The sequence below is a fragment of the Limnobacter thiooxidans genome, assembly GCF_036323495.1.
GTDB classification, from domain to species: Bacteria; Pseudomonadota; Gammaproteobacteria; order Burkholderiales; family Burkholderiaceae_B; genus Limnobacter; species Limnobacter thiooxidans.
Genome location: NZ_AP028947.1, coordinates 2892083 through 2916984 on the forward strand (window position 1 = coordinate 2892083; position 24902 = coordinate 2916984).

Annotated in this window: 21 protein-coding genes and 1 riboswitch; of the genes, 12 read left to right on the forward strand and 9 right to left on the reverse strand. The window is 54.7% G+C overall.

Annotated elements, in window-relative coordinates; all coding sequences use genetic code 11:
- Nucleotides 1–37: 37 nt before the first annotated feature.
- Both RGQ30_RS13155 and RGQ30_RS13160 read left to right on the forward strand, forming a co-directional pair.
- On the forward strand, nt 38–202 hold the full coding sequence (locus tag RGQ30_RS13155) for a rubredoxin (protein ID WP_130557791.1): 165 nt from the start codon (nt 38–40) through the stop codon (nt 200–202).
- A gap of 20 nt (nt 203–222) precedes the next feature.
- Entirely contained in the window at nt 223–1602 is a 1380-nt protein-coding gene (locus RGQ30_RS13160; protein ID WP_130557790.1) for a hypothetical protein, read from the forward strand.
- Here RGQ30_RS13160 and arsS read toward each other — a convergent pair.
- Entirely contained in the window at nt 1566–2522 is a 957-nt protein-coding gene (gene arsS, locus RGQ30_RS13165; RefSeq protein WP_130557789.1) for an arsenosugar biosynthesis radical SAM (seleno)protein ArsS, read from the reverse strand. The genes RGQ30_RS13160 and arsS overlap by 37 nt on opposite strands.
- 144 nt (nt 2523–2666) lie before the next feature.
- On the opposite strand from arsS, the gene thiS reads away from it, so the two are divergent.
- From thiS to nadB, 5 genes are all read left to right on the forward strand, one after another.
- Complete coding sequence (gene thiS / locus RGQ30_RS13170; RefSeq protein WP_298217054.1) at nt 2667–2867, forward strand: sulfur carrier protein ThiS; 201 nt, start codon at nt 2667–2669, stop codon at nt 2865–2867.
- A 22-nt stretch (nt 2868–2889) separates the two neighbouring features.
- Nucleotides 2890–3693, forward strand: a complete 804-nt coding sequence (locus RGQ30_RS13175; RefSeq protein ID WP_130557787.1) for a thiazole synthase — start codon at nt 2890–2892, stop codon at nt 3691–3693.
- Nucleotides 3690–4394 (forward strand): tRNA (guanosine(46)-N7)-methyltransferase TrmB, encoded by a 705-nt coding sequence (gene trmB, locus RGQ30_RS13180; protein ID WP_130557786.1) that lies wholly within the window; start codon nt 3690–3692, stop codon nt 4392–4394. Before RGQ30_RS13175 ends, trmB begins: the two co-directional genes overlap by 4 nt.
- Before the next feature lie 115 nt (nt 4395–4509).
- Nucleotides 4510–6513, forward strand: a complete 2004-nt coding sequence (locus RGQ30_RS13185; protein ID WP_130557785.1) for a bifunctional diguanylate cyclase/phosphodiesterase — start codon at nt 4510–4512, stop codon at nt 6511–6513.
- Between the two features lie 102 nt (nt 6514–6615).
- Nucleotides 6616–8217, forward strand: a complete 1602-nt coding sequence (gene nadB / locus RGQ30_RS13190; RefSeq protein WP_130557784.1) for an L-aspartate oxidase — start codon at nt 6616–6618, stop codon at nt 8215–8217.
- Between the two features lie 793 nt (nt 8218–9010).
- Here the strand turns inward: nadB and nadC are convergent.
- Nucleotides 9011–9877, reverse strand: a complete 867-nt coding sequence (gene nadC, locus RGQ30_RS13195; protein ID WP_130557782.1) for a carboxylating nicotinate-nucleotide diphosphorylase — start codon at nt 9875–9877, stop codon at nt 9011–9013.
- On the reverse strand, nt 9874–11025 hold the full coding sequence (nadA, locus tag RGQ30_RS13200; protein WP_338284499.1) for a quinolinate synthase NadA: 1152 nt from the start codon (nt 11023–11025) through the stop codon (nt 9874–9876). Before nadA ends, nadC begins: the two co-directional genes overlap by 4 nt.
- A gap of 206 nt (nt 11026–11231) precedes the next feature.
- Between nadA and RGQ30_RS13205 the strand changes: the two genes are divergently transcribed.
- The 3 genes from RGQ30_RS13205 to RGQ30_RS13215 all read left to right on the forward strand — a co-directional run bounded on the left by RGQ30_RS13205 (nt 11232) and on the right by RGQ30_RS13215 (nt 13473).
- Complete coding sequence (locus tag RGQ30_RS13205; RefSeq protein WP_130557781.1) at nt 11232–11819, forward strand: hypothetical protein; 588 nt, start codon at nt 11232–11234, stop codon at nt 11817–11819.
- Nucleotides 11820–11942: 123 nt separating this feature from the next.
- Nucleotides 11943–12263, forward strand: a complete 321-nt coding sequence (locus RGQ30_RS13210; protein ID WP_130557780.1) for a hypothetical protein — start codon at nt 11943–11945, stop codon at nt 12261–12263.
- Between the two features lie 34 nt (nt 12264–12297).
- Nucleotides 12298–13473, forward strand: a complete 1176-nt coding sequence (locus RGQ30_RS13215; protein WP_338284500.1) for a CsgG/HfaB family protein — start codon at nt 12298–12300, stop codon at nt 13471–13473.
- A 153-nt stretch (nt 13474–13626) separates the two neighbouring features.
- Here the strand turns inward: RGQ30_RS13215 and RGQ30_RS13220 are convergent, their stop codons facing one another.
- Together RGQ30_RS13220 and thiC are read right to left on the reverse strand one after the other, a co-directional pair.
- Entirely contained in the window at nt 13627–14937 is a 1311-nt protein-coding gene (locus RGQ30_RS13220) for a hemolysin family protein (RefSeq protein ID WP_130557778.1), read from the reverse strand.
- 264 nt (nt 14938–15201) lie between these two features.
- Nucleotides 15202–17118: a phosphomethylpyrimidine synthase ThiC gene (gene thiC, locus RGQ30_RS13225; RefSeq protein ID WP_130557777.1), complete on the reverse strand. Its 1917-nt coding sequence runs from the start codon at nt 17116–17118 to the stop codon at nt 15202–15204.
- A gap of 267 nt (nt 17119–17385) precedes the next feature.
- Here thiC and RGQ30_RS13230 point away from each other — a divergent pair, with 267 nt between their 5' ends.
- Nucleotides 17386–17946: a cob(I)yrinic acid a,c-diamide adenosyltransferase gene (locus tag RGQ30_RS13230; RefSeq protein WP_130557776.1), complete on the forward strand. Its 561-nt coding sequence runs from the start codon at nt 17386–17388 to the stop codon at nt 17944–17946.
- A 54-nt stretch (nt 17947–18000) separates the two neighbouring features.
- On the opposite strand, the gene RGQ30_RS13235 is transcribed toward RGQ30_RS13230, so the two are convergent.
- The 4 genes from RGQ30_RS13235 to mscL form a co-directional block, all read right to left on the reverse strand.
- Nucleotides 18001–20058, reverse strand: coding sequence for a site-specific recombinase (locus tag RGQ30_RS13235; protein WP_338284501.1), 2058 nt, complete (start codon nt 20056–20058; stop codon nt 18001–18003).
- Nucleotides 20059–20111: 53 nt separating this feature from the next.
- Complete coding sequence (locus RGQ30_RS13240) at nt 20112–21929, reverse strand: glutamine--tRNA ligase/YqeY domain fusion protein (RefSeq protein ID WP_130557774.1); 1818 nt, start codon at nt 21927–21929, stop codon at nt 20112–20114.
- A gap of 46 nt (nt 21930–21975) precedes the next feature.
- Nucleotides 21976–23265, reverse strand: a complete 1290-nt coding sequence (locus RGQ30_RS13245) for a D-amino acid dehydrogenase (protein ID WP_130557773.1) — start codon at nt 23263–23265, stop codon at nt 21976–21978.
- Nucleotides 23266–23320: 55 nt separating this feature from the next.
- Nucleotides 23321–23435: riboswitch (glycine riboswitch) on the reverse strand.
- Between the two features lie 144 nt (nt 23436–23579).
- The gene (gene mscL, locus RGQ30_RS13250) at nt 23580–24023 is read right to left on the reverse strand and encodes a large conductance mechanosensitive channel protein MscL (RefSeq protein WP_130557772.1); all 444 of its coding nucleotides are present in this window, start codon (nt 24021–24023) and stop codon (nt 23580–23582) included.
- A gap of 139 nt (nt 24024–24162) precedes the next feature.
- Here mscL and RGQ30_RS13255 point away from each other — a divergent pair, with 139 nt between their 5' ends.
- Nucleotides 24163–24888, forward strand: coding sequence for a YebC/PmpR family DNA-binding transcriptional regulator (locus tag RGQ30_RS13255; RefSeq protein WP_130557771.1), 726 nt, complete (start codon nt 24163–24165; stop codon nt 24886–24888).
- Nucleotides 24889–24902: the final 14 nt, after the last annotated feature.

Genomic DNA, 24902 nt, shown 5'->3' on the forward strand with positions numbered 1-24902 from the left:
CCACCCGTTGCAATTTTTTTTCTGGAAGTAGGTCAGAATGAATACTTGGATTTGTTTGATTTGCGGTTGGGTATACGATGAAGCCGCTGGCTTGCCTGAAGAAGGCATTGCGCCCGGTACCAAATGGGATGATGTTCCCCCAAACTGGGTTTGCCCGGAATGCGGTGCCCGCAAAGAAGATTTTGAGATGACTCAGATCTAAAAACCACACCCCATGGATCAATGACCGAACAAAAAACGGACCCTGCCCGCGCGTTTGAAGACCACGCTCCCACGCCGGTCAGGCCCAAGTTTGTTCGGCAACTGGGTCAATTTTCTGTTGGCCTGCTGATTGCCGCATCCCTGCTGCTGGTGGGAGCCCTGTATGCAAAAAACCAATCTGGCGCAATTCGCAATACCCAACTGAACCAGGTCAACCTGGTTGAAAGCCGCATTCAGCAGGAGTTGATCGCACTGAACGGCCCCATTGGTGAACCCCTTCAACCCCAAAGCCTCAAGGCTCTTCTCACGCTGGGCCAACAGGTAAGCCAGCAAAACCGGCACATTCAATGGTTTGGTGCCTTGCACAGCCAAACCTTGCAGGTCTTGCTGACACAGGCCATCGAGGCTTTGTCCCGCCCGGTTGCAGGCATCAATTCAAGCCCCGAAGTGCAACAACAACTGGAAGCGCAAGTTCGACTCGATGCGCTCCCAAAGTTGACCCAACTCAAGGCCCACATTGAGCGAGCCACCAATGGCTATCTTATTTTGCTGTTTGGGCTGGGGCTGCTTTTGGCTTTCATCGGCCTGATTCTTGGCTTTCACTGGTTTACCCATCAAAAAACACTCGCATTGAGCCGCCGAGTCCAAATGCTGAGCCGCGCACTGCACAGTCAACAACAGAACGATCAAAAACGTGAAGGCGCGCATGCCGCATTGGAAGGCGTGCTAAAAGCACTTAGCCAAAACCAGCAACTTGAACACCGTGGCACCCTGATGCAGATTGGCCAACAACTGGAGGAGCTCAACCAGAGCGGCCGGGCAGTGCTTCAGTTTGCAAAATCATTTCACCAGTTGTCCACACAAGGCACCCAAGTGGTGAAGTCAACGCTGAACAGCGAGCAGCGCAACATCAAGGCTGAAAGTCACATGGAAATCATGCAGGCCCAATTGGAAGGCTTGCGTTCCGACATTCGAAGCGCGGCGCAGGGCTTGCGCAAGGCAGGTGAGGTAAGCCGGCAATTGCTGGGGCGGCTGGACGCCACCCAAATGGAACTGACCCTGACCGAACCAGAGAACAATCGCCAGCTTCAGCAACTTGTGGAGCAAAGCCAACAGGCCTTGAAAGAGTCCATTGAAGGCTTGGTGCTGGCCAGCCAGAAAATCAACATGGGCCAGCACGAATCCGACAAACTGGCGGAATACATGGCGGTGAACCAGACCGCCTGGTCCAACCTGTTGAATCAGGTGGAGCAGGTGGCCGAGTCGGCTTCGCAGGAATCAGAAAACGCCTTGCGCCTGGCCAAGCGCCTTATGGACAAAAGCCAGCAGAACCCGCTGACCTTGCCAATCAATGCCAATCGGGATCAGGCAGCCAAAGCACCACCGCAACTGCTTCCCTGACCTGCGGTGCAACCGTAGCAATGGTCACCCACTACAACATCAATAGTGTCCAACGCATTGCGCGTCAAGTCACTCAGTGTCATTGCCTTGCCGCTTGAATCGCGCACCGGCCAGCCCAATTGCTGGTTAAAGTCGCAATCGTACAGCGTGCCTTCATAATCAATCGACACCAGGCTTCGGCACATCACCGCCGCCAGGTTGCTCTCACGATAAGCGCCCTTCAGCGTATTCATGTAGGTCTCGAACGTGCCCTTGCTAATCAAGGTGCTGCCAAAACGGGCAATCGGCATGTTGGTAATCGTGACCAAGCCGGTAAAGCGAATACCAAACTTCTCGAATAGCACCGCCTTGTAATCGGCTTCCAGCGCTTCTTGGGGCGGCGGCAACGCCGGCCCTTGCGGGTTGAAAACCAGGGTCAAGTTCAGTTTGTCGCCATAACCCAGTGCATTCAGTTTCTGAAGCCCTGCGATGCTGGCATCAAACACACCTTTGCCCCGTTGCTTGTCGACATTGTCTTCCAGGTAACAAGGCAGTGAGGCAAAAATTTCCACTTCATTGTCAGCCAGAAACTGCGCCAGGTCTTCATAACCGGGCTCGCTCAAAATGGTCAGGTTGCAGCGGTCAATCACATGCACACCCGCCTTGCGGGCGGCCACCACCAGGCGCTTGAAGCGCGGGTTCATCTCGGGCGCACCACCTGTCAGATCCAGTTTCTTGACCCAACCCTGGTTCATCAACACAATCAACTGGTCAATCTGTTCATCCTGCATCAACTCGGTCCGGTTGGGGCCGGCATTCACATGGCAGTGGGTGCAGCTTTGATTGCACAGATAACCCAGATTGACCTGAATGGTCTCCAGGTTCAAGCGCTTGACGCTTGGGAAGGTGGTACTTTTCAACAAATGAACGACTGAGTGCATGTAGGCTCCGGTTTCTGTGCGCCGCGCGGTTATTTCGTTTTGAGATAATGAGAGAATCAAGACTCTCGATCAAGGTCGTTGCGGTTTAATTATCGCGTTAATTCATAGTAACAAACTTACGGAACTTCATTCGCTCAAGCCATGATTCAAGTTACAGTCAACGGTGAAAATCGTGAAATGCCCGAGAACAGCACCGTGGCCCAACTGGTGGAAGCCCTTGAACTGACCGGCAAACGCATCGCCGTCGAATTGAACGGCGAGATTGTCCCAAAAAGCCAGCACGCGGCCACACCGATTCAGCCCGGTGCAAGCCTGGAAATCGTAGTGGCAGTGGGCGGCGGATAAATCCTCAGGAGCAGTACCCAATATGCAGAATACCCAAGACACATGGAAAGTCGGCAGTCGCGAATTCACCAGCCGTTTGCTGGTGGGCACCGGAAAATACGCCAGCCTGGACGAAACCCGCGAAGCCATTACAGAAAGCGGCGCTGAAATTGTCACTGTGGCCATTCGCCGTACCAACATTGGTCAAAACGCAGGCGAAGCCAGCCTGCTGGATTACATCCCACCCAGCCAGTTCACTTACCTCCCCAACTCTGCGGGCTGTTACACCGCCAAAGACGCAGTACGCACTCTGCGGCTGGGACGTGAACTTCTGGATGGCCACAACCTTTGCAAACTTGAAGTGCTGGGCGACCCCACCAACCTGTACCCCGACATGGAAGAAACCCTGATAGCTGCCAAAGAACTGGTGGCTGACGGTTTTGACGTCATGGTGTATTGCTCGGATGACCCAATTTACGCGCGCAAGCTGGAAGACGTGGGCTGCCTGGCCATCATGCCACTGGCCTCACTCATCGGTTCCGGCATGGGCATTTTAAACCCGTGGAACATCAACCTGATCCTTGAGAAGGCACAGGTGCCCGTGATTGTGGATGCAGGCGTGGGCACCGCTTCCGATGCAGCGATTGCCATGGAACTGGGCTGTGCCGGCGTGTTGATGAACACCGCCATTGCCAAGGCGAAAAACCCGGTGCAAATGGCGCGTGCCATGCGTTTGGCTACACAGGCAGGAAGGGAGGCCTTTCTTGCAGGTAGAATGCCGAAAAAGTTTTACACGGCCAGCCCCTCTTCCCCTGTGGAAGGCGTTATTTCTTCCAGCACAAAATGACAGACCAAACCCCTGACAATCCATTTCGCGACCAACACATCAAAAGTTTTGTGAAACGTCGGGGGCATATTTCCCGCGCCCAGGAAAGGGCCGTTGAAGAAGGCATGCCCAGGTGGGGCATTCCCTACAGCGCGCAAACGCCGATTGATTTCGAAGCGCAATGGGGCACCACTGGTCAGCCCAACTGGCTTGAAATAGGCTTTGGCATGGGTGAAACAACCGCCAAAATTGCGGCAGCCCATCCACAGGTGAACTACCTCGGGGTTGAAATCTACACCGCAGGCGTGGGTTCGTTGCTGAAAAAAATCGAAGAAGAAGGCATTGCCAACATTCGTGTCATTTCCCACGATGTGGTGGATGTACTGCGCGACATGATTCCCGACCACAGCCTGGACAAGGTGCTGCTATATTTTCCTGACCCCTGGCGCAAGGCCCGCCACCACAAGCGCAGGCTGATTCAACCGGAATTTGTGGCCAAGCTTGCCAAAAAAATGAAGCCCGGTGGCCTGCTGCACTGCGCCACCGACTGGGAAAACTACGCCCATCACATGCACGACGTGCTGAGCGTGGCCCCCGACTGGCAGAACACAGTCAGCACGCCCTTCTCGCCAAGACCTGAAGACCGCCCGCTGACCAAGTTTGAAAATCGGGGTTTGAAACTGGGTCACGGTGTCTGGGACCTGCTCTACCGGGTTCGTTAAATCCGTCAGCCTCACCAGTTTCGGGGAACTGAACAGTTACCTCCCCTCTTGCGGTATGTCACAGACCGCAGCGGTTTGATTTAATTGGGATCGATTCAAGCAACCTTGTGACGGCATGCTTTCAACACAACCAACCGGCTTGCTGCGTGCCCTTTTTTCCAAAAGGGCCAGCCTTTCACTGAACGCACGTACATTGCTGGTGTGTCTGGAGGCTCTCTTCGTGTTGTGTCTCTGCCTGTATGTCATCTTGAATAAGCAGATCGCCACCCAGCATGAAGACAAGATCGAGCGGCTGCTGTATGACAAGGCACTGGCCATTCACCAGGTCAACACCCCAGACACCAACACAGACACCCAATTCGCCCCGGTTTTTTACCACCAGGGCAACCTGCAGGAAGCACAGTTCACACAGCACTGGCCCAAAGCCTGTCACCCTGTATCCGCAGGCGCCACTTCAAAAATTCAGCAATTCAGGTGCGAAAATGGTGTTCGTCTTCATGCCCTTCAAACCCAACTAAACCCCGAGCAGGTACAAAGCGCGCAGGTCACCCTGTGGGCAGTGCACACGGCTGGCCTTTCAATGCTGAGCATGCCTGTGCATGAAGCCATTGGGCTGGCCCTGCTGGTGTTGACCATCAGCGCACTGTGCAGCCGATGGATCAGCCATTCCATCACCCAGCCGCTTGCTGAAATTACCGCCAGCGCCGAACACATGTCAGCTGGCCACTACGACTGGCGACTCCCAGACAATCCGATACCGGAAATCAACCAGCTTGCCACCACCTTCAACCACATGGCCAAAAGCCTGCAGGAGAGGGACAAGGTCATTCGCCGCACCGCCTACAAAGACCAGTTGACCGGGCTGGACAACAGGGCCTTTCTCAGTCTCGCCTTGCGGGAACGAACACAATCCGCCCGAGAACCCCTGTCCATCGTGGTGTGGGGCATAGACAACCTGGACAACATCAACGAAGTACTGGGCCATGAAGTGGCCGACAAGGTGCTGGTGAAAGTTGCCCGCAAGGCGGCAAGGGTGTGCCGCGAAAACCTGGTTATCGCCCGGCTGGAAGGCAATGTATTTTGCATGCTGCTGCCCCGCGCCTTGCTGGAAGCAATGCTGAAAAAACACTGCATCAAGCGCTTGCTGCATGGTTCTTTGAGGGTTCAGAATTACCAGCTCGACATACAAAGCCATGCCGGGCTTGCGCACTATCCCGAACACGGTGAATGCCCCGACAGCCTGATGCGCCGCGCGGAAATTGCACGCCAGCTCGCCAAGAAAACACGGCAGACCTGCATTGTGTTTGAACCCCGTCTGGAACAGCGCTCGGCCAACAGGCTTGAACTGGTCGCGCAACTGCGCAAAGCCATCAACGAGCAGGAATTCTGCCTGTACTTTCAGCCCAAACTGAACCTGCGGACCAACAGCATCAACCAGGCCGAAGCCCTTTTGCGCTGGAACCACCCCACGCGCGGCGTCATTGCCCCCGGTGGTTTCATAGAATTGGCTGAACAAACCGGCATGATCAAGGAAATCACGCGGCTGGTTTTTCGCCAAACCTACAGCATCATCGCCCTGTGTACGCAGCAAAACATTCGCCTGTCGCTCAACCTTTCCGCGCTCGACCTGGAAGACAACAGCCTGGTCGACTTTGTGTCGCAGTTGCATGAACAACAACCCGATGCCGCCCGCCACATGGTGCTGGAAATCACGGAAAGCGCGGCCATGCGCGACCCGGAACAGGCGCTGGAAATTCTCAACGAACTCGCAGCGATGGGATTTCAAATCTCGATTGATGATTTTGGTACCGGGTATTCCTCACTGGCTTACCTGAAACGCTTTCCAGTCACCGAGCTTAAAATCGACCGCTCACTGGTACAGGGGGCCGACCTTGACACTGACGGGCAAATCATTCTTGAATCCACCATCGAAATGGGCCACATCATGGGTTTGTTGGTCACCACCGAAGGCGTTGAGACACAAGCCGAATTTGACCTGGTCAAAAAACTGGGAGCCGATTATGTGCAGGGCTTCTGGTTGTCCAAGCCCATGCCGTTCGAGGAATTCAAGCTGAAACACCTTGTAGGCAACCACGACGAACTGGTCCCATACATTTAAACGCATATTTAGTTTTGTCTTTTCAAGCAAGTTTTACCTGATGTGCTGCGGCTTCGATATGATGTCGTGATGACAATTCACACAAAGCAGCATCCCGTGAAAATGAAACAATTCGACGTTGCAATCATCGGCAGCGGCCTGGCCGGCCTGACCACAGCCCTGCAACTGGCAGACAAACTCAAAGTGGCCATCATCTGCAAACGATCCGTCTCCGACTCGGCTAGCCGCTGGGCACAAGGGGGCATCGCCGCGGTTCGCGACCCCGCAGACAGCGTGGAAGAACACGTTCAGGACACCCTGGTGGCCGGTGGTGGGCTGTGTGAACGCGATGCCGTGCAGTTCATTCTTGAAAATGCATCCAAATCAATTGACTGGCTGGTTGAACAGGGCGTGCCCTTCTCTCGCGAAGACGAAGAAGGCCCCAGTAACACAGAGCCCAACGGTTTTCACCTGACGCGCGAAGGTGGCCACAGCCGCCGGCGCATCCTGCACGTGGCCGATGCCACGGGCGACGCCGTACAGAACACGCTGGAAGCCAAAGCGCGCAACCACCCCAACATTGAATTGTTCGAGCACCACATGGTGATCGACCTCATCACGGGCGACCGTCTGAGCGAAAAAAAGGCCGGCATTCTCGGTGCCTACATTCTGGATGAACAATCTCAGCGTGTACTCACCCTGACCTGCCCCTACATCGTGCTGGCCTGTGGTGGCGCAGGCAAGGTGTACAACTACACCACAAACCCCGACACAGCCACCGGCGATGGCATTGCCATGGCCTGGCGCGCGGGCTGCCGAATTTCCAATATGGAATTCATCCAGTTCCACCCGACCTGCCTGTACCACCCCTATGCCAAAAGCTTTTTGATTACCGAAGCCGTACGGGGCGAAGGTGGCCTGCTCAAGCTGCCGGATGGCACCCGCTTCATGCCCGAACACGACGAGCGCGCCGAACTGGCACCGCGCGACGTGGTGGCGCGCGCCATCGACTTTGAAATGAAAAAGCGCGGCCTGGATTGCGTGTACCTGGACATCAGCCACGAGCCCGAAGAAAAGCTGAAAAAACACTTCCCGACCATTTACAAGCGCTGCCTTGAACTGGGCATCGACATCACCAAGCAAGGCATTCCGGTGGTGCCAGCGGCCCACTACACCTGTGGTGGCGTAGTGACCGATCACAATGCGCGAACTGACATTCCCGGCTTGTATGCCGTCGGCGAAACAGCCTATACCGGCCTTCACGGTGCAAACCGGCTGGCCAGCAACAGCCTGCTGGAATGCGTGGTACTGGGCCAGGCTGCAGCCAACCACATTCTCACCAAACCCCACCGCGAAACCATGGGCCTGCCCGATTGGGATGAAAGCAGGGTGACCGACCCCGACGAAGAAGTGGTGATTTCACACAATTGGGCCGAACTTCGCCAAACCATGTGGAACTACGTGGGCATTGTGCGCACCGACAAACGCCTGGAACGTGCCCAGCACCGCATTCAACTGCTGCGTGAGGAAATTTTGGAGTTCTACAGCAACTTCCGGGTGAGCCGCGATTTGCTTGAACTGCGAAACCTGGTGGATGTGGCAGATCTGATTGTGACCAGCGCCCTGAGCCGCAAGGAAAGCCGCGGGCTGCATTACAGCAGCGACTACCCGGGCACCTTGCCCAAGGCATTTCCGACGGTGTTGCAGCGACCGAAAAAGCGTTAAGTCTGACGTCTGTTAAGGACACCGCGCGGCGTGCCTTGTCCGTTGCGCGAGTTGTACCAGGCTTCTGTTTAGGCCTCCCCAGCGTGCCTTGCCCAATCCCGCATTGATCGCGAAGCCTCTGCTATATGCCTTCCCAGCGTGCCTTGCTCAATCCTGCACAGAAAACCGCTTAATCCCTTGTTGAATTGATTCTTGCTCACCGAATCAGGCAAAACACACGGCCTGATTCGGAGTCGGCTTGCAGCCGAACGCAGCGAATCAATTCCACCGGGACGGTTTTCTTGAATGTGCAGGACAAGCAAGTGCACTGCCGGGAGGCTTACTCACAACCGGTTCGCGCAGGCGACTGCTTAAGAGCCGCGCCGATGGATATCATCACCAGTGCAAGCCCCTCAACACTGGCGGACGACTCACTGCCGCAGGAGCGAATTAACCGCCACATGCCATTGCGCCGCCAGTGCCAACCAGTCGCAATTGTTGCCCACTCGCGCAAGATCACAATCAAGGTCGGTGTTTGCCCAGTCAGCGCGAATTCCAGTCGCTTGCCATTCAAGAAAACCTGCCCGTTTGAATTCACATGCGACGTTCGGCTGCAAGCCGGCAACACACTCGACCGTCTTTTTTGTCGAGTGTGTTGAGTCAGTGTGAATTTCAAAAAGGGATCAACAGGTTTTCAGGCAAGCGACTGGAATTCGCGCTGACTGGGCTTTTCATACCCGCAGGTGGTTGCTCACAATTCGCGCCGAGTGCGCACAAACTGCACCGAGGCATGCAATCCAGCGGAGATTGACGCTTAATCCAGCACTCGCAGTGAATAGTCCACCGCCGCAATGTCCTTGGTCAACGAACCAATCGAAATGCGGTCAACGCCAGTTTCGGCAATGGCCCGTACCGTGTGTTCATTGACCCCACCCGAGGCTTCCAGAATAGCGCGCCCTTGGTTCAGTTCAACCGCGACCCGCATAGCTTCCAAACCAAAGTTGTCTAGCAACACTGACTTGGCGCCAGCCTGCAGGGCTTCTTCCAGTTGCACCAGGCTTTCCACTTCGATTTGAACCGACACATGGGCAGCCCCCAAGGCGTCGGCATTGGCCAGCACTTGCGCAATACCGCCCGCCGCGGCAATGTGGTTTTCCTTGATCAAAATGCCGTCGTACAAAGCCAGTCGCTGATTCAGACCACCGCCCACGCGCACTGCATATTTTTGGGCCAGACGCATGCCGGGCAAAGTTTTACGAGTATCCAGAATAGACGACTTGGTGCCTTCGATCAGTTGCACAAAGTGACGGGTTCGTGTGGCCACAGCGCTCAGCGACTGAAGGTAATTCATGGCAGAACGTTCTGCCGTCAGCAAAGGGCGCGCAAAGGCTTCAATCTCACAGACCACCGTCCCCGGCTGCACTTCCTGACCTTCCGGCACCTGCCAACGCACCAATGCGTCCGCACACAAAGCGTTGAACACCCCGTTGAACCAGTCCTGCCCGCACACCACGGCCTTGTCGCGGCACAGCAATTGCGCCTTGCAACGCTTGCCTTCCGGCACCAGCAAACCGGTCCAGTCGGTGTTGCCCATGTCTTCGGCAATCGCGTCGTGTACATTTTTCAGCAAGGCCAGTTCAAGCGCAGGTCCGAATGATTGAAACAGTTCTGAACGGCTCATGCTGGTCCCACTCCCTTGTGCGCCTGTTCCAAACGGGCTTGTCCACGCGGGCCGGAAATACCATGTACTTTCGCAAAGTCGAGCATGCGGTCAATGCATCGGTAAGCCTGTTTTCCCAAATCAGGGTCAACGTGCACTTCGCCAAGCCCGGTATCAAAACCGGTTTTCAGCACATCCCGCAGGTTCTTCAGGCCGTTCATAGCCATCCACGGGCAATGCGCACAGCTTTTACACGTGGCGGAATTGCCTGCAGTGGGGGCTTCAATCAGCATTTTTCCAGGCGCCAGTTGGCGCATCTTGTGAAGAATGCCATTGTCGGTGGCCACAATAAAGGTGTTAACTCCCGGGGTTTGCGTGGCCTTGATCATTTGCGTGGTTGAACCCACCACATCTGCCAATGCCACAACATCAGCCGGGGATTCTGGGTGCACCAGCACCATGGCATCAGGATGCAGGGCTTTCAACATGACCAGTTCTTCGGCCTTGAATTCATCATGCACCAGGCATGAACCCTGCCACAGCAGCATGTCTGCCCCGGTCTGCGTCTGAATGTATTGCCCCAAGTGCCGGTCAGGTGCCCAAATGATTTTGTGCCCTTGGTCATGCAAGTGGCCAACAATGTCCAGCGCAATGCTGGAGGTAACCATCCAGTCTGCCCGCGCTTTCACAGCCGCACTGGTGTTGGCGTATACCACCACGGTGCGATCGGGATGCTGATCACAAAATGCATTGAATTCGGCTGAGGGGCAACCCAGATCGAGCGAACAGGTGGCATCCAGGTCCGGCATGAACACCCGTTTTTCGGGATTCAGGATCTTGCTGGTTTCACCCATGAAACGCACGCCCGCCACCACGAGGTTTTGCTGCTTGCTTTCACGTCCAAAACGCGCCATTTCCAGGGAATCCGATACACACCCACCTGTTTCTTCGGCCAAATCCTGCAATTCTGCGTTCACGTAGTAGTGCGCGACCAGCACCGCATCCCGGGCTTTGAGCAACTCTTTGATTTCGGCTTTCAACGATGCGCGTTCTTGCGCATCCGGTTGGGCAGGGACACGCGCCCACGCCTGGGAAGGCTTGCAACTGAGTGAGGGGTTGGCCTGATTGGGCAGATCGAACTCCACCGGCTTGATGTCTACTTGATTCACGAAACTCTCGATCAATGGCGCAGAAAGCACGCATTTTACTCTCTTGCAGCCAGAAAATCCTGCCAATCCAGACCGAAGGCATTTGCTGAACTTTTATCGAATGTACGTCACTCAAACGAAGCATTTCCGCAATGCGACAGCGCTCAATGCTTTACGTCCTTAGTCCGTTGTCTTTTCATGTCCTCATATCTCTTGGAGCATACTTCATGTTGAAGCAATCCGTTAAATCACTTTCTATTCTGGCTGCGTTGTTGTCCATGCACTCTGTTGCATCTGCGACTTGTCAAGGTAGCGACTGTCAAGTTGAAGTCGAAGCCAATGTCGACTTTGATGGTCACTACCACCTCAGCCCCAGCCACAATGGCATCTACATTCAAAGCAACACCGGCACCAACACCGCCATTGTTGACCTGCAAAACGTTGTCATGCGCGACAACGGTGCTGTATCCGGCGCAGCACAGGCTGTGGGCAACAACATTGCCATTTCCCTCAGCTCTTCTTCCAAAGTGCCTGTGCGTCATGTGTCTCAAGGTAACTATGGTGACCAGTTGGCCACGGTCAGCCTGATCCAGCACTCTGCCTCCAAAACCGGTGAAGTGAACATTGAAGCGGTATCCATCGGCAACAACTTCAGCCTCAGCCTGGACAACGCCACACTGGCCGAACTGTCTGTTGCACAGTGCAACGTGAGCGACAACGTGGCACTGGCTGAATTCCGCTTTGACCCCACCAAGTTGACTGCATCTGCAACAGCCGTAGGCAACAACATTTCAATTGGCGCCGTACGTCCTTAATTGAACTTTTTCATCCCCGGCATCAACCCATAGCACAACAGTTCGGCACAGCAGTTCGCCTTACAGATTGCCGGGGGTGACTTCTTCCCAGTCACCCGCCAGTCCAACACCGGAAACAGCCCAATGAAAAAGCTCAGCCTCATCGTCGCAATGCTCCTGGCACCCACTTCTGCAACTTTTGCTCAAACCTTTGAAGGCAATGTCAGCTCGTTTGAAACTCCTTTTGGCATGCGCAGCGTCACCGACATTGACTCGCCCGCCGCAACCCGTCGCGACGAGAATTTCAACCGCACCCAAGTGCAAGCCCCAGGTTTTGGTTTCGCATCCACCGCCATCGGCAACCTGATCAATGTTCAGACCGAGGGCAGCAATAACACAGTCGTCATCAACGCAACACAGATCAACAACGGCAGTCAGAACGCATCCATTGACGGCGGCTTCTGAAACCGCGTCGCACTTGAATACACAAAGGCCCACTATGTTTCGCTATTCCGCTCTTAAGCTTGCCTTCATCACCGCACTGGCTGCCACTGGCAGTGCTTGCACCACCCTGCCTTCTTTCAGCAAGGCCGAGTACGTTAGCGCCTTTGACGGGGCCAGCGTGATGGAAAACAAAACCCGGTACAGCCAGGCGCTTGAGTGCCTGAAGCCCATGGTGGGCGGTCGTGGCCCCAATGCAAAGCGTTTCGCAGTGGGCCGGGTGAGCGACTTTACGGGCAAGGAAGACCTGGTCAACGGCAAACGTTTAACGCAAGGTGCGGCACTGATGGTCATCTCGGCGCTGGCAAAAACAGGTGTGCCCATGGTTGAACGTTTTGACACATCAATTGCCGACATGGAGTTGAAGTACTCCGACAACAAACTGATTACCGACAACCCCGACAGCAAGGCCCACCGCCAGATTTTCTCCGGTTCCCTGCCCGGCTCCGACTTTCACATCGTGGGTGGCATCACCGAAGTCAACTACAACATTCGCAGCGGCAGCCTGGAGTCTTCAATCCGTTTTATTGGAGCTGCGGCACGCTACTTTGTCATGAACGTTGCAGTGGATCTGCGGGTTGTAAACACCAAAACACTGGAAGTGGTGAATACACAAAGCCTGCAAAAGCAAATCATAGGTACCGAATTGAGTGGCGGCTACTTCCGCCTGTTCTCCGATGGCCTGGTTGACGTGAATGCAGCAGAACGCACACAGGAACCCATTCAAAAAGGCGTGCGCATGGTGATTGAACAAGCTGTGTTCAACATGCTGACCGAAATGAATAACCTGCCCGCGCAAAACTGCGCAAGGTTAAGCACCGCCAATCTGGAAAGCGAGCAAGAAACCCAGGCAGCCGCGGCACCTATGCCCGTTAATCAGCGCAGCAACAATCCAATTGTATTGACACCGCCACCCGCACTGAACGCCTCCAGGCAGGGTGAAAATGTCAGCATTGATTCGTATACAGGTGAAATTGTCAGACCTGCCCCATCGGCAGCAAGCTCGCCGTCAGCCGCCAACAGCAACCGTGCAGCAGCCCCGCAAAGCGAAGTGACAGAACTGAAAGGTCTGTTTGGTACTGGTAGTACACCCCAGGAACCCGCTTCAACCTCCAATACAACCCGGGAAATGCAGGAAAAACTGCTGTGGGGGAGCCGCCCACAAATTCGCTGAAAGCACAGCGGCTCTCCAAGGCAGGCGGGTAGCCTGCAAAGCAGCCCCGACATACTGTGGTCAAAAACAAAAAGCCTCAAGAAACACTTCTTGAGGCTTTTTTTTACTTAGTCACAGACAGATCCTGACAGAGTGTAAATCCGTCGCCTTTGTTTATTCAGCTTGGTCTTTTGCGCTGTCAGATTCGCTGATTGGCGTGGCCAGAATTTTATCAATCCGTTTCTGGTCCATGTCCACCACTTCGAAACGCCAGCCCTGCCATTCCACCACTTCACCCGTGCTGGGCAAGCGTCCGGAAAGCAACATGACCATGCCGCTCAGGGTGTGGTAACGGCCTTTCTCTTCCTCGGGTACACTCTTGATGTTCAGGGTGTCTTTCAGTTCAAGAATGGCGATAGCACCATCCAGCAGCCAGGAACCATCTTCCCGTTGCACCGCCCAAGAGTCTTCCTTGTTGTGGGGCGTGAATTCACCCGTGAGTGCTTCCATCAGGTCATGAAGCGTCACAATGCCTTCGAGTTCGCCGTACTCATCAATCACAAAGGCAATGTCCATGTTGTTGCTGCGGAACTGAGTCAGCAATTCCATGCCTGTCAGGGTTTCAGGCACAAATACGCACTGCTGCAAATTGGACGCGAAATCAGGCATTTCACCTTGCGCGGCATAGGCCAGGGCCTGCTTGGCGTGAATCACACCAATCAGATTGTCCAGATTGCCATCAACCACCGGGAAACGGGAATACTGCGACTCAATGACCCGCTTCAGGTTTTCTTCCTGCGGCAAACGAATGTCCAGGTACAGTACATCCGAACGCGGAATCATCAAGGAACCCAGCTGGCGATCGTCCAAGCGGAACACATTGCGCAACATGGTGTGCTCGCTACTTTCGATGACGCCTGACACAGAACCTTCGTCCAGCATGGCGTGAATTTCTTCTTCAGTCACGCCGTTGTCCATGTTTTCTTTCACACCCATCATGCGCAGCAAGCTGCGGGTAGAAAATGACAGGAACATCACGAACGGGCGGGTTGCAATGGCCAGAATATGCATGGGGCGGGCCACCAGGCGCGCAATGGCCTCTGGGTTAAGCTGGCCCAAACGCTTGGGCACCAGTTCGCCGACCACAATGGCCACATAAGTCACGCCGATCACCACGATGGCTGTGGAAACAACATCCGTCAGGGCCACTTCCAGGCCAAAAGTTTGAAGCCAAAGCGCCAATGGCTTTGCAAGCACAGCTTCACCCACAATACCGCTGAGCACACCGATCGAGGTAATGCCGATTTGCACTGTGGACAAAAACTTGGTGGGATCTTCCGACAATTTGACAGCTACTGCTGCTGATTTATCGCCTTCTGCCGCTAACTTCACCAAACGAGCCTTACGGGCCGTCACCAATGCGATTTCCGACATGGCAAACAGGCCATTGGTCACAATCAAACCTAACAGGATCAGCACTTCCATGCTTGTTCTCCCTGGTTGGTGAACGCAACAATGCCATCAAACCTTACGCTTGAATGGGCGGTATCAGACTGGAGAAACTGCGCGTGAGGATGCGCGAAAGACTCAATGAGGGGGGTTGCCAATGAAGGCGTGGTGAAGTTTGAACAACTTCGACAACTGGAACTATCCATAAACGGTCGGGAAAGGCCCGAGCACTCCTGTAAGAAAAAAACACCGCCTAATCGTACAAAGACGACGGGGCGGTGTCAATTTTTCTTTTAAAAATCAGGTCTTGTGGTAAATCTCAGACCCTTTCTTGATGAACTCGATGGATTTCTCCTGCATTCCCTTGTTCAGCGCTTCTTTTTCAGAAACACCCAGCTTTTCAGCGTACTCGCGCACATCCTGTGTAATCTTCATCGAACAGAAATGCGGTCCGCACATGGAGCAGAAATGCGCCACTTTCATGCTCTGCTTGGGCAAGGTTTCGTCGTGGTATTCACGCGCCGTGTCTGGGTCCAGGCCCAGGTTGAACTGGTCGTCCCAACGGAATTCGAAACGCGCTTTTGAAAGCGCATTGTCGCGAATCTGCGCGCCGGGGTGGCCTTTGGCCAAATCGGCAGCGTGGGCCGCAATTTTGTAGGTGATGATGCCGTCTTTCACATCCTTCTTGTTGGGCAAACCCAAGTGCTCTTTAGGCGTGACGTAACACAGCATGGCGCAACCATACCAGCCGATTTGTGCCGCACCAATGCCGCTGGTGATGTGGTCGTAGCCTGGGGCAATGTCGGTAGTCAAAGGGCCGAGGGTGTAGAAAGGGGCTTCATGGCATTCCTTCAACTGAATGTCCATGTTTTCCTTGATCAACTGCATGGGCACATGACCCGGGCCTTCAATCATCACTTGCACGTCGTGCTTCCAGGCAATTTGGGTCAGTTCACCCAGGGTGCGCAGTTCGCTCAACTGGGCTTCGTCGTTGGCGTCCCACACAGAACCGGGGCGCAGGCCATCGCCCAGCGAGAAGCTGACGTCGTAGGCCTTCATGATTTCGCAAATGTCTTCGAAATGCTCGTACAGGAAGCTTTCCTTGTGATGCGCCAGGCACCACTTCGCCATGATTGAACCACCACGGCTCACAATGCCGGTCATACGGCTTGCTGTCATAGGCACATAGGCCAGGCGCACACCTGCATGAATGGTGAAGTAATCCACGCCCTGCTCGGCTTGCTCAATCAACGTGTCACGGAAAATTTCCCAAGTCAGGTCTTCGGCCTTTCCGTTTACTTTTTCCAGCGCCTGGTAAATTGGCACGGTGCCGATTGGCACTGGGCTGTTGCGCAGAATCCATTCACGGGTTTCGTGAATGTGCTTGCCAGTTGACAGGTCCATGACTGTGTCGCCACCCCAACGGATGGACCAGGTCATTTTTTCGACCTCTTCACCGATGGATGAAGACACGGCAGAGTTGCCAATGTTGGCGTTGATCTTGACCAAAAAGTTGCGACCAATAATCATCGGCTCGACTTCAGGGTGGTTGATGTTCAAGGGAATGATGGCGCGGCCACGGGCAATTTCATCGCGCACGAATTCGGGCGTGATTTGCTGTGGAATGGACGCCCCAAACGACTCACCGGGGTGCTGACGGGTCAGCAGATCCACCATTTTCGCGCCAATTTTTCCACCAGCGTGCTTCAGGCTTTCAATGTAGTCCTGGCGGCGCAGGTTTTCGCGAATGGCCACGTATTCCATTTCAGGCGTAATGATGCCTTGGCGCGCATAGTGCATCTGCGTCACGTTCTTGCCTGCCTTGGCCTTGCGGGGCTTGCGTTGCAGGTTGAAGCGCAGCTCGGTCAGCTTGGGGTCGTGAAGGCGCTCGATGCCGTATTCGGAACTGGGGCCAGTCAGCAAATCCGTGTCATTGCGTTCTTCAATCCACGCATTGCGAATGGCTGGCAAGCCGGAACGGATGTCAATTTTTGCATTCGGGTCTGTGTAAATGCCTGAGCAGTCGTACACATAAATGGGTGGGTTTTTCTCGCCACCAAACGATGTGGGGGTGTCGTCTTGTGAAATTTCACGCATGGGCACTTGAATGTCGGGGCGCGAGCCCTGCACGTACACCTTGCGGGAATTGGGAAGTGGCTGAACCGCGGCTTCGTCCACCTTGGCGGTTGCGGCGAGGAAATCTGGATTGGCGCTCATGAGAACTCCTAGTTGGGCGTAAATCAATTTGCTGGGTGCAGCAGAAACATTCCACCCAGCCACCCAAAAAGGCAAAGCCAGTGAAGCGCTTCCTGCGAACAGCATTATCTGCACAGGTATGAGGGTTTTTCTCACCCGGCAACAATTTGCCAGGACCCCTGCGTTAAACTTCAGTAAGCTCAAAGTATAGGCCCGCGCCAGCCGCAGCTCAACATCGGTTTGCACAAGGCGCTCTTTTTGTTCAACTTTATCGGATCACGCAATTTCATGGGCAACAGACTCAGTTCAATCACCACCCGCACTGGCGACGACGGCACCACCGGGCTGGCCGACGGCAGCCGTTTGGCGAAAAACGACCTGCGGGTGCACGCCATGGGCGACGTGGACGAGCTGAACTCGCACCTTGGCCTCATTTTGACCGAACCGTTGCCGGAAAGACTGGCCACTGAGCTGACCCGCATTCAACATGACCTGTTCGACCTGGGCGCTGCCCTGTGCATGCCGGGCTTTGATGTGTTTCCACCGCAAGCCGTGGCCCGCCTTGAAGACCTGATCAAGGAATTCAACGAACCACTGCCCCGCCTGGAAGAATTTATTTTGCCCGGTGGCAGCAAGGCCTCGGCTTACACCCACATTGCGCGCACGGTGTGTCGCCGGGCAGAACGCGTGCTGGTGGACTTGAACCAGAAATCAGAGTTGCCCAAAGACCTGTTGCTTTATTTGAACCGTTTGTCTGATTTTTTGTTTGTGGCCTCGCGCTGGATTCACCACAAAAAGGGTGTGCGCGATGTGCAATGGAAAAAAGGCTTCAACCGACCCCAAGAATAAGCCGGATTCAGGCTGGCCAGGTGCTCCCGAAGGGATGCACCGTGCAAACAATAACTACTTGAACTCCGCCTTTTCGATTGAATCAGACGTTTCTTGATCGATCTTTTCGGTTTCTTTGGGTGGGTAGAAAAACTCACGCGGTGAAGCAAAAAACCGCTTGGCAATTCGCCCGGCCAGTGAAAGACTTTCCAGTTTGCGAACCCCGCGCGCGCGCAGCGCCGTGAAAAACGCCAGGCTAAAGCTGACCCCCAGGTTCACCATGCCAATCAGAAGCACACCGGCCACTGCAATGGCCACGTCCAGCCCGCTGACCAGGAATTCCTGCGCCTGAAAGCCATAGGCCATGTTGGCCGCCGCAAAAGTAATGTGGCGTATGTCAATCGGCAAGCCCAGGATCAAACCCACAAAGCCAGCCGAGCCCAACATGCAACCGAAGAAAAAGTTGCCAGCCAATGCGCCTGTGTGTTTGCTCAGGTAGTCAGCCAGTTTGTTCAAACGCACTACGCCAAGTTGATTGCGCAGCCAGGGTACTTTGCGAATTCTGTCGGGCACACGGTAATAAATTGACAGGTTGTCGTAGTAGCCCGCAATAACACCAGCCAGAAACAGGAATACCCCGGCGATGGCCGCATGTGGCAAAGCCGCCGACAGCAAAGGGTGCAATTCCATCAACATCTTCTCGCCCTTTTCAAGCTCAATCGGGGGCGAGCTTAACAGCACCGTCAGTGCCAGCGCCACGATCGTCGCGGTGGCAAATGCAGGCAGCACATTCCCCCAGATCGAGATGAATTGCGTACGTGCGACCTGGGTGATCAATTCAACCACCCGTTCTGCAGAGCTTAGCCTGCCATTGGCCGCATCCACAGCCGATGCAATTCGGGCTGCCGTCATGGCAGGCTGCTTGGTTGCAATCGTAAAGCCCAGCAAGTGAATCACCACAAAACCAATGCCGTAATTCAAACTGAAAAACACCGCTTCCCAGAAGGGTGGCAAGTGCCAACCCGATATCACTGCCTTGAACAGGGACAGAAACGCAATAATGACCCCGGCCCCCATGGCCGCACGGGCCATTTTCCAGTATTCGGAACGGGTTTCAGTGGCATATTTTTCACCCGACTGACTGGCATGTTCCGTAATGCGAAGCGCCAGTTTGTCGGTCAGGCCTCGCCACAGGTCACTGATCGAGTGCTTGCGGTTTTCTTCACGGGTCAATGTACAAAAAAACTGGACACAGGTGGCTACACGGTCTTCTGTGGGTAGAGCCCCCAGTAGTTGAAGCAACCTGCGCATTCGGTTGATCGACTGTTCCAGCCGAATCAACTGCATGCTCAAAGTGACCGAAATACCGTGTACGCGGGACTGGGCATAGGCCTTCTTGATCTGCATCTGGCACTGGTCCAGAAGCACATCAAGGTGATCTCCCAACGCGTTCAAAGGCTCCATATTGCTGAGTTTCTGGTGCGCCTGCGCAATCATGTTGCGAAGCTCCAGGTGTTGCTCCACAAATGGCGAGGTATGCCGCTCGGCAATGCCCAGGCAGCGAACCACTTCGGAATCAATACCCAAGGCGGCAATTCTCACGGCGAGCATTTCCATGGCTTCCAGCATTTCGTGCTGAATGCGCTTCCACAAGGGGATTGCCGGGTCCAGCCACTCAAGCACGGCAAACAGCCGGGCCCAACTGGCCACGCTGATGGCTTCAAGCCACTCGTGGTCGTCTGCCTTGGTAAACATCAGGCTAAGGGATTCCCGCACAGTCTTGTCCTCAACAGTGGCGGGTAGCAGGCGCTGGAAAATCCGGTTTTTCATGGCCTGTCCAAAGGACTCGTTGCCAAGAATACCCAGTTCAGCAAAGGTGTAGCGGTAACGGGATTCGTTCAGAAACTGCTCAAGATAAGCCTTGACCTGCAGGCGCAATGCAGCGGAATGCTCGAGTGCCTCCACCAGCATTGAAAACCGCCGCTCAATTTCAAAGTCAGAACCGGGGGCACCCTCACGGAACCACGCCATGAGGTGACACAGGTGAACAATGTCTGCCTCGTGTTCATTGTCAGGTCCCATTCCATTAAGAATGGTCAGCAGCGCACCGCGGATGTTGTAGTTCGGGTTCATTGCCATCTTCTGGATACCTATTCCGGAGGCTAGTGTACCCGATGATGCCCCAGCTATTTACTCCAACTGTCCTTCAGCGTGGTAGTGCGGTTAAACACGGGGGAATTCAAGGTATGGTCTTTCAGATCCGGTACAAAGTAGCCATGCCTTTCAAACTGGTACACCGTACCCGACCATGTGTCCTTAAGCCCTGCTTCCAGGTAGGCTTTCACCTCGGTCAGCGACTTGGGGTTCAGGCTGTCCATGAAATTCTTGCCACCCGCATCCGGATGTTCCTCGGTGAACAGACGGTCGTACAGGCGCACTGTGGCTTCAAGCGCGTGGGCTGAATCGACCCAATGAATATTGCCTTTCACCTTGTAAGTGTCAGCACCGGGGGTACCTGACTTGCTGTCCAGGAACACATTCGCATGCACGGCGGTCACCTTGCCGTGTTCACCCTTGTCACAACCCGTGCACTCAATCACGTAACCGTAGCGCAAACGAACCTTGTTACCGGGAAACAGCCGGAAAAACTTCTTCTCGGGATTTTCCTGAAAATCTTCTGCCTCAATCCACAAGCGCTTGCCGATGGTGAATTGCCGGGTACCCCACTCGGGATGGTGAGGGTGAACAGGCGCGCTGCACTGGTCGGCCCAGTCATCATCCACATTGTCCAGAATCAGCGGGATTGGGTCGAGTACAGCCACGGCGCGATGGGCCACCGGGTCCAGCGTGTCACGCAAAGCGCCTTCCAGCACAGAATAGTCAATCCAGGAATCCGACTTGGACACACCAATTCGTGCGCAAAACAGCTGAATGGCTTCCGGTGTGTAACCCCGACGACGCAATCCGACGATGGTGGGCATGCGGGGGTCGTCCCAGCCGCTCAGCTTGTTTTCCGTGACCAGTTGCTGCAATTTGCGTTTGCTGGTGACCACGTAGCTCAGGTTCAAGCGGGCAAATTCGATTTGCTTGGGCAGAGGTTGGCTCAACAAGGGCTGTAATACGGTGCCATCGGCAGCATTGTGCTGCGCAGCCAGATTGCCCAGCAGCCAATCGTAGAAAGGGCGCTGGTCTTCGAATTCCAGTGTACAGAATGAGTGGGTAATACGTTCCAGTGCGTCTTCGATTGGGTGTGCGAAGGTGTACATGGGGTAAATGCACCAGTCGTCAGCCGTTCGGTGGTGAAAAGCGCGCCGAATGCGGTAAATCGCCGGGTCGCGCATGTTCATGTTGGGGCTGGCCATGTCAATTTTGGCACGCAACACAGCAGCGCCATCTGGCAGCTCACCGGCACGCATGGCTCGGAAGCGGGCCAGGCTTTCTGCCACAGGACGGTTGCGGAATGGTGAATCTACCCCGGCCTGATTCAAGGTGCCACGGTTGGCGCGCATGTCATCGGCGTTTTGCTCATCCACATAGGCCAAGCCGGCCTGGATCAGGAATTCAGCCGCCTGGTACATGAATTCAAAATAATCACTGGCGTAATACAGGTTGTCGTCGCCAAAATTCTGCCACTTGAAACCCAACCAACTCACGGCGTCCAGGATGGAGTCAGCGAATTCTTCGCTTTCTTTTTCGGGGTTGGTGTCATCAAACCGCATATGACAAGCCCCGCCGTATTCCTGTGCAAGTCCAAAGTTCACGCAAATGGCCTTGGCATGGCCAACATGCAGGTAGCCATTGGGCTCGGGCGGAAAACGCAAACGGATGGCAGCGGGGTCAGCGGGTGCACCCTCGTGCACGTCGGCACCACCCGGCTTTCCAGCCCAGGGACGAACCTGGTATTCGGGCTTTTTCAGATCCGAATCAATGATGTTCCGAAGGAAATTGGAAGCCGGGGCGTTGTCGACCCCAGCGGCGGTGTTTTTGTTTGCAGAATCAGACATCAGCACATCCTGTTGGCGAATGCGCTGATGTTAGCAAAAACAAGGCTCAGGCAGCGGCCAAGGCCTCGCCCTTCTTGGAAGAAATTCCAGTAAATGCAAAATCAAGCTCGGGCTGCTTGCCATTCATGATGGACGCAATTGAGCGACCTGAACCGCAGGAGTGCGTCCAGCCCAGTGTGCCGTGGCCTGTATTGAGGTACAGGTTGGGGATTTTTGACAAGCCAATGTAGGGCACATTGGAGGGGGTGGCTGGGCGCAAGCCAGTCCAGTACACCGCATTGTCGGGATTGGCCATGCCGGGGAACAATTCCATCACCCGGCGGGTAATCGCCTTGCAACGCACGTCGTTCAATTCGGTGCTGTAGCCATTCAGTTCAGCTGTACCTGCAATGCGCAGCTTGTCACCCAGGCGACTGAAAACCAGTTTGTACTCGTCGTCGGTCAGGCTGACTTGGGGTGCCTTGCTGGCGTCGTCGATTTGCAAGGTGGCGGAATAGCCCTTGGCCGGATAAATTAGCAAATCCACGCCCAGGTCTTTGACCAGCATGGGGCTGTAGCTGCCCATACAAAGCAAATACTTGTCGGCCTTCAACACCTGCACTTGACCGTCTGTACCCCGAACCCGAACACCGCTGATCTGACCACCCTCGGTATCCAGCCCCAAAATGGCTGTGTCATAGTGAAACTGAACACCCTGGTCTGCACACAACTTGGCCAGATTCTGAGTGAATCGGTGTGCATCGCCGCTTTCATCGGCTTCAGTGAAGGTTGCCCCTGCGATTTTGTCTTTGACTGAGGCCAGTGCCGGCTCAAGACGAACTGCTTCGTCCGATGTGATCACTTTGCGATCGCAACCGAATTCACGCATGATCTCAGCGGGTTCCAGCGCATCATCAAATTCCTGCTGGTTGGTGTAAAAGTGCAGGATGCCCTTGGTCAGGCAGTTGTATTCAATGCCTGTTTCGGCGCGCAATTCCTGAAGCGTGCTGCGGCTAAACGTACCCAGGTTCACCATCTGAATGATATTGTGGCGGGTTTTTTCGGGCGTGCATTCACGCAAAAACTGCATGCCCCAGCGCCACTGGCGCGCATCGGCACGCAGACGGAACAACAGGGGTGCGTCTTCTTTCATCAACCACTTCAGCACCTTTTTGGGGGCGCCTGGGTTGGCCCAAGGCTCTGCGTGAGAAACCGAAATTTGCCCACCATTGGCAAACGAGGTTTCCATGGCGGCTGCGGGTTGACGGTCTACAACAGTGACGTCAAACCCCTCTTTTTTCAAAAACCAGGCGGAAGTAATGCCGGTAAGACCGGCGCCAAGAACAAGTGCTTTCATGAGGGAAAGGCTCCATGGAACATAAAAAGGGCTTTCGGCAGCCAATGCTGCCTTGTAGCCCCTCTCTGTCCATTGGCCTGAAAGATTCACAACGGGTGTGTTGCTTGCCTCTTCGGCGGCTGTGACCACGCAGCAATTGGCCGCGCACAGCGCTCTCCAGATTTGAATTCCTGAACCTGTACGGAAGCCTGAGCGTTCATGGGGATTGCGCCTACGGCGAACCTGCACAGATACGAGCAGGTTACTCTCCAGATTCAGCTTGCAATTGTACTACCGCGAACCTGGAGAAGCCAGTCTAAACCGGTGGCAGTTTGTTACTTCTGTTTCAAAGCGTCGCGGATTTCACGCAGCAAAAGTACATCTTCAGGAGTTGGCGCAGGTGCTGCTGGCGCCTCTTCTTCTTTCTTGACAAGGGCTTGGGTCAGTTTGCTCACCTGACGCACCATCATGAAAATAATGAAAGCCAGGATGGTGAAATTGATCAGCACCGAGACAAAGCTGCCATATGCCAACACGGGCACTCCCGCAGCTTTGACGGCAGCAAGGGTCGGCGCCACGTCAGCCGGAACTTCTGCCAGCGGCAAATACAGATTGGAAAAATCGAGGCTGCCGAATATTCGACCCACCACAGGCATGATCACATCATCGACCAGGCTTTTCACAATGCCGCTGAATGCACCACCGATAATCACCGCCACTGCCAAGTCAATTACATTGCCTTTTACTGCAAACGCCTTGAAATCCTTGAGCAAACTCACGTTGCCTCCAAAAATGTTAAATGCTGCAAAACACCAATACCCGCGCAGATTATCGCTGTGGATTCCTTTCCGGGCAATACGGCAGGTGCCCCGTGGTGATAAAATCGCACCTCTTTGATTCAACAACAGAAAGTGAGCCATGGCAGGACACAGTAAATGGGCCAATATTCAACACCGGAAAAACCGCCAGGACGAAAAACGCGGCAAGGTGTGGACCAAAATCATTCGTGAGGTCAGCGTGGCAGCCCGCGTGGGCGGTGGCGACGTGGCCACCAACCCCCGTTTGCGTCTGGCCATTGAAAAGGCGGCCGATGCCAACATGCCCAAGGACAACGTGCAGCGCGCCATTGCCAAGGCTACGGGTGAAGCCGAGGGTGTGAACTACGAAGAGATTCGCTACGAAGGCTATGGCGTGGGCGGTGCGGCCGTCATCATCGACTGCATGACTGACAACAAGGTGCGCACAGTGGCCGAAGTTCGCCACGCCTTGACCAAGCACGGTGGCAACCTGGGCACAGATGGCTCGGTGTCTTTCATGTTCAAGCATTGTGGCCAATTCATTTTTGCCCCCGGACACAGCGAAGATGCCATCATGGAACTGGCGCTGGAAAATGGCGGGGACGATGTGGTGACATCCGAGGACGGTGTCATTGAAGTGACCTGCCCCGTGCCCGAATTTCATACCCTGAAAACCGCATTTGAGTCAGCAGGCATGGCGTTTGAAAACGCCGAGCTGACCATGAAGCCGGCCAGCGAAACCGAACTGGACGGCGATGACGCGGTTCGCATGCAAAAGATTATTGACATGCTGGAAGACCTGGATGACGTGCAGCAGGTCTACACCAACGTGATCATCAACGAATAAAAAGTACGGAGCCC

What these genes read in the sequence shown, in the direction of transcription:
- RGQ30_RS13155 (WP_130557791.1), top strand. Translation starts at nt 38, where the DNA reads ATGAATACTTGGATTTGTTTGATTTGCGGTTGGGTATACGATGAAGCC.
- RGQ30_RS13160 (WP_130557790.1), top strand. Translation starts at nt 223, where the DNA reads ATGACCGAACAAAAAACGGACCCTGCCCGCGCGTTTGAAGACCACGCT.
- arsS (WP_130557789.1), bottom strand. Translation starts at nt 2,522, where the DNA reads ATGCACTCAGTCGTTCATTTGTTGAAAAGTACCACCTTCCCAAGCGTC.
- RGQ30_RS13175 (WP_130557787.1), top strand. Translation starts at nt 2,890, where the DNA reads ATGCAGAATACCCAAGACACATGGAAAGTCGGCAGTCGCGAATTCACC.
- trmB (WP_130557786.1), top strand. Translation starts at nt 3,690, where the DNA reads ATGACAGACCAAACCCCTGACAATCCATTTCGCGACCAACACATCAAA.
- RGQ30_RS13185 (WP_130557785.1), top strand. Translation starts at nt 4,510, where the DNA reads ATGCTTTCAACACAACCAACCGGCTTGCTGCGTGCCCTTTTTTCCAAA.
- nadB (WP_130557784.1), top strand. Translation starts at nt 6,616, where the DNA reads ATGAAACAATTCGACGTTGCAATCATCGGCAGCGGCCTGGCCGGCCTG.
- nadC (WP_130557782.1), bottom strand. Translation starts at nt 9,877, where the DNA reads ATGAGCCGTTCAGAACTGTTTCAATCATTCGGACCTGCGCTTGAACTG.
- RGQ30_RS13205 (WP_130557781.1), top strand. Translation starts at nt 11,232, where the DNA reads ATGTTGAAGCAATCCGTTAAATCACTTTCTATTCTGGCTGCGTTGTTG.
- RGQ30_RS13210 (WP_130557780.1), top strand. Translation starts at nt 11,943, where the DNA reads ATGAAAAAGCTCAGCCTCATCGTCGCAATGCTCCTGGCACCCACTTCT.
- RGQ30_RS13215 (WP_338284500.1), top strand. Translation starts at nt 12,298, where the DNA reads ATGTTTCGCTATTCCGCTCTTAAGCTTGCCTTCATCACCGCACTGGCT.
- RGQ30_RS13220 (WP_130557778.1), bottom strand. Translation starts at nt 14,937, where the DNA reads ATGGAAGTGCTGATCCTGTTAGGTTTGATTGTGACCAATGGCCTGTTT.
- thiC (WP_130557777.1), bottom strand. Translation starts at nt 17,118, where the DNA reads ATGAGCGCCAATCCAGATTTCCTCGCCGCAACCGCCAAGGTGGACGAA.
- RGQ30_RS13230 (WP_130557776.1), top strand. Translation starts at nt 17,386, where the DNA reads ATGGGCAACAGACTCAGTTCAATCACCACCCGCACTGGCGACGACGGC.
- RGQ30_RS13235 (WP_338284501.1), bottom strand. Translation starts at nt 20,058, where the DNA reads ATGAACCCGAACTACAACATCCGCGGTGCGCTGCTGACCATTCTTAAT.
- RGQ30_RS13240 (WP_130557774.1), bottom strand. Translation starts at nt 21,929, where the DNA reads ATGTCTGATTCTGCAAACAAAAACACCGCCGCTGGGGTCGACAACGCC.
- RGQ30_RS13245 (WP_130557773.1), bottom strand. Translation starts at nt 23,265, where the DNA reads ATGAAAGCACTTGTTCTTGGCGCCGGTCTTACCGGCATTACTTCCGCC.
- RGQ30_RS13255 (WP_130557771.1), top strand. Translation starts at nt 24,163, where the DNA reads ATGGCAGGACACAGTAAATGGGCCAATATTCAACACCGGAAAAACCGC.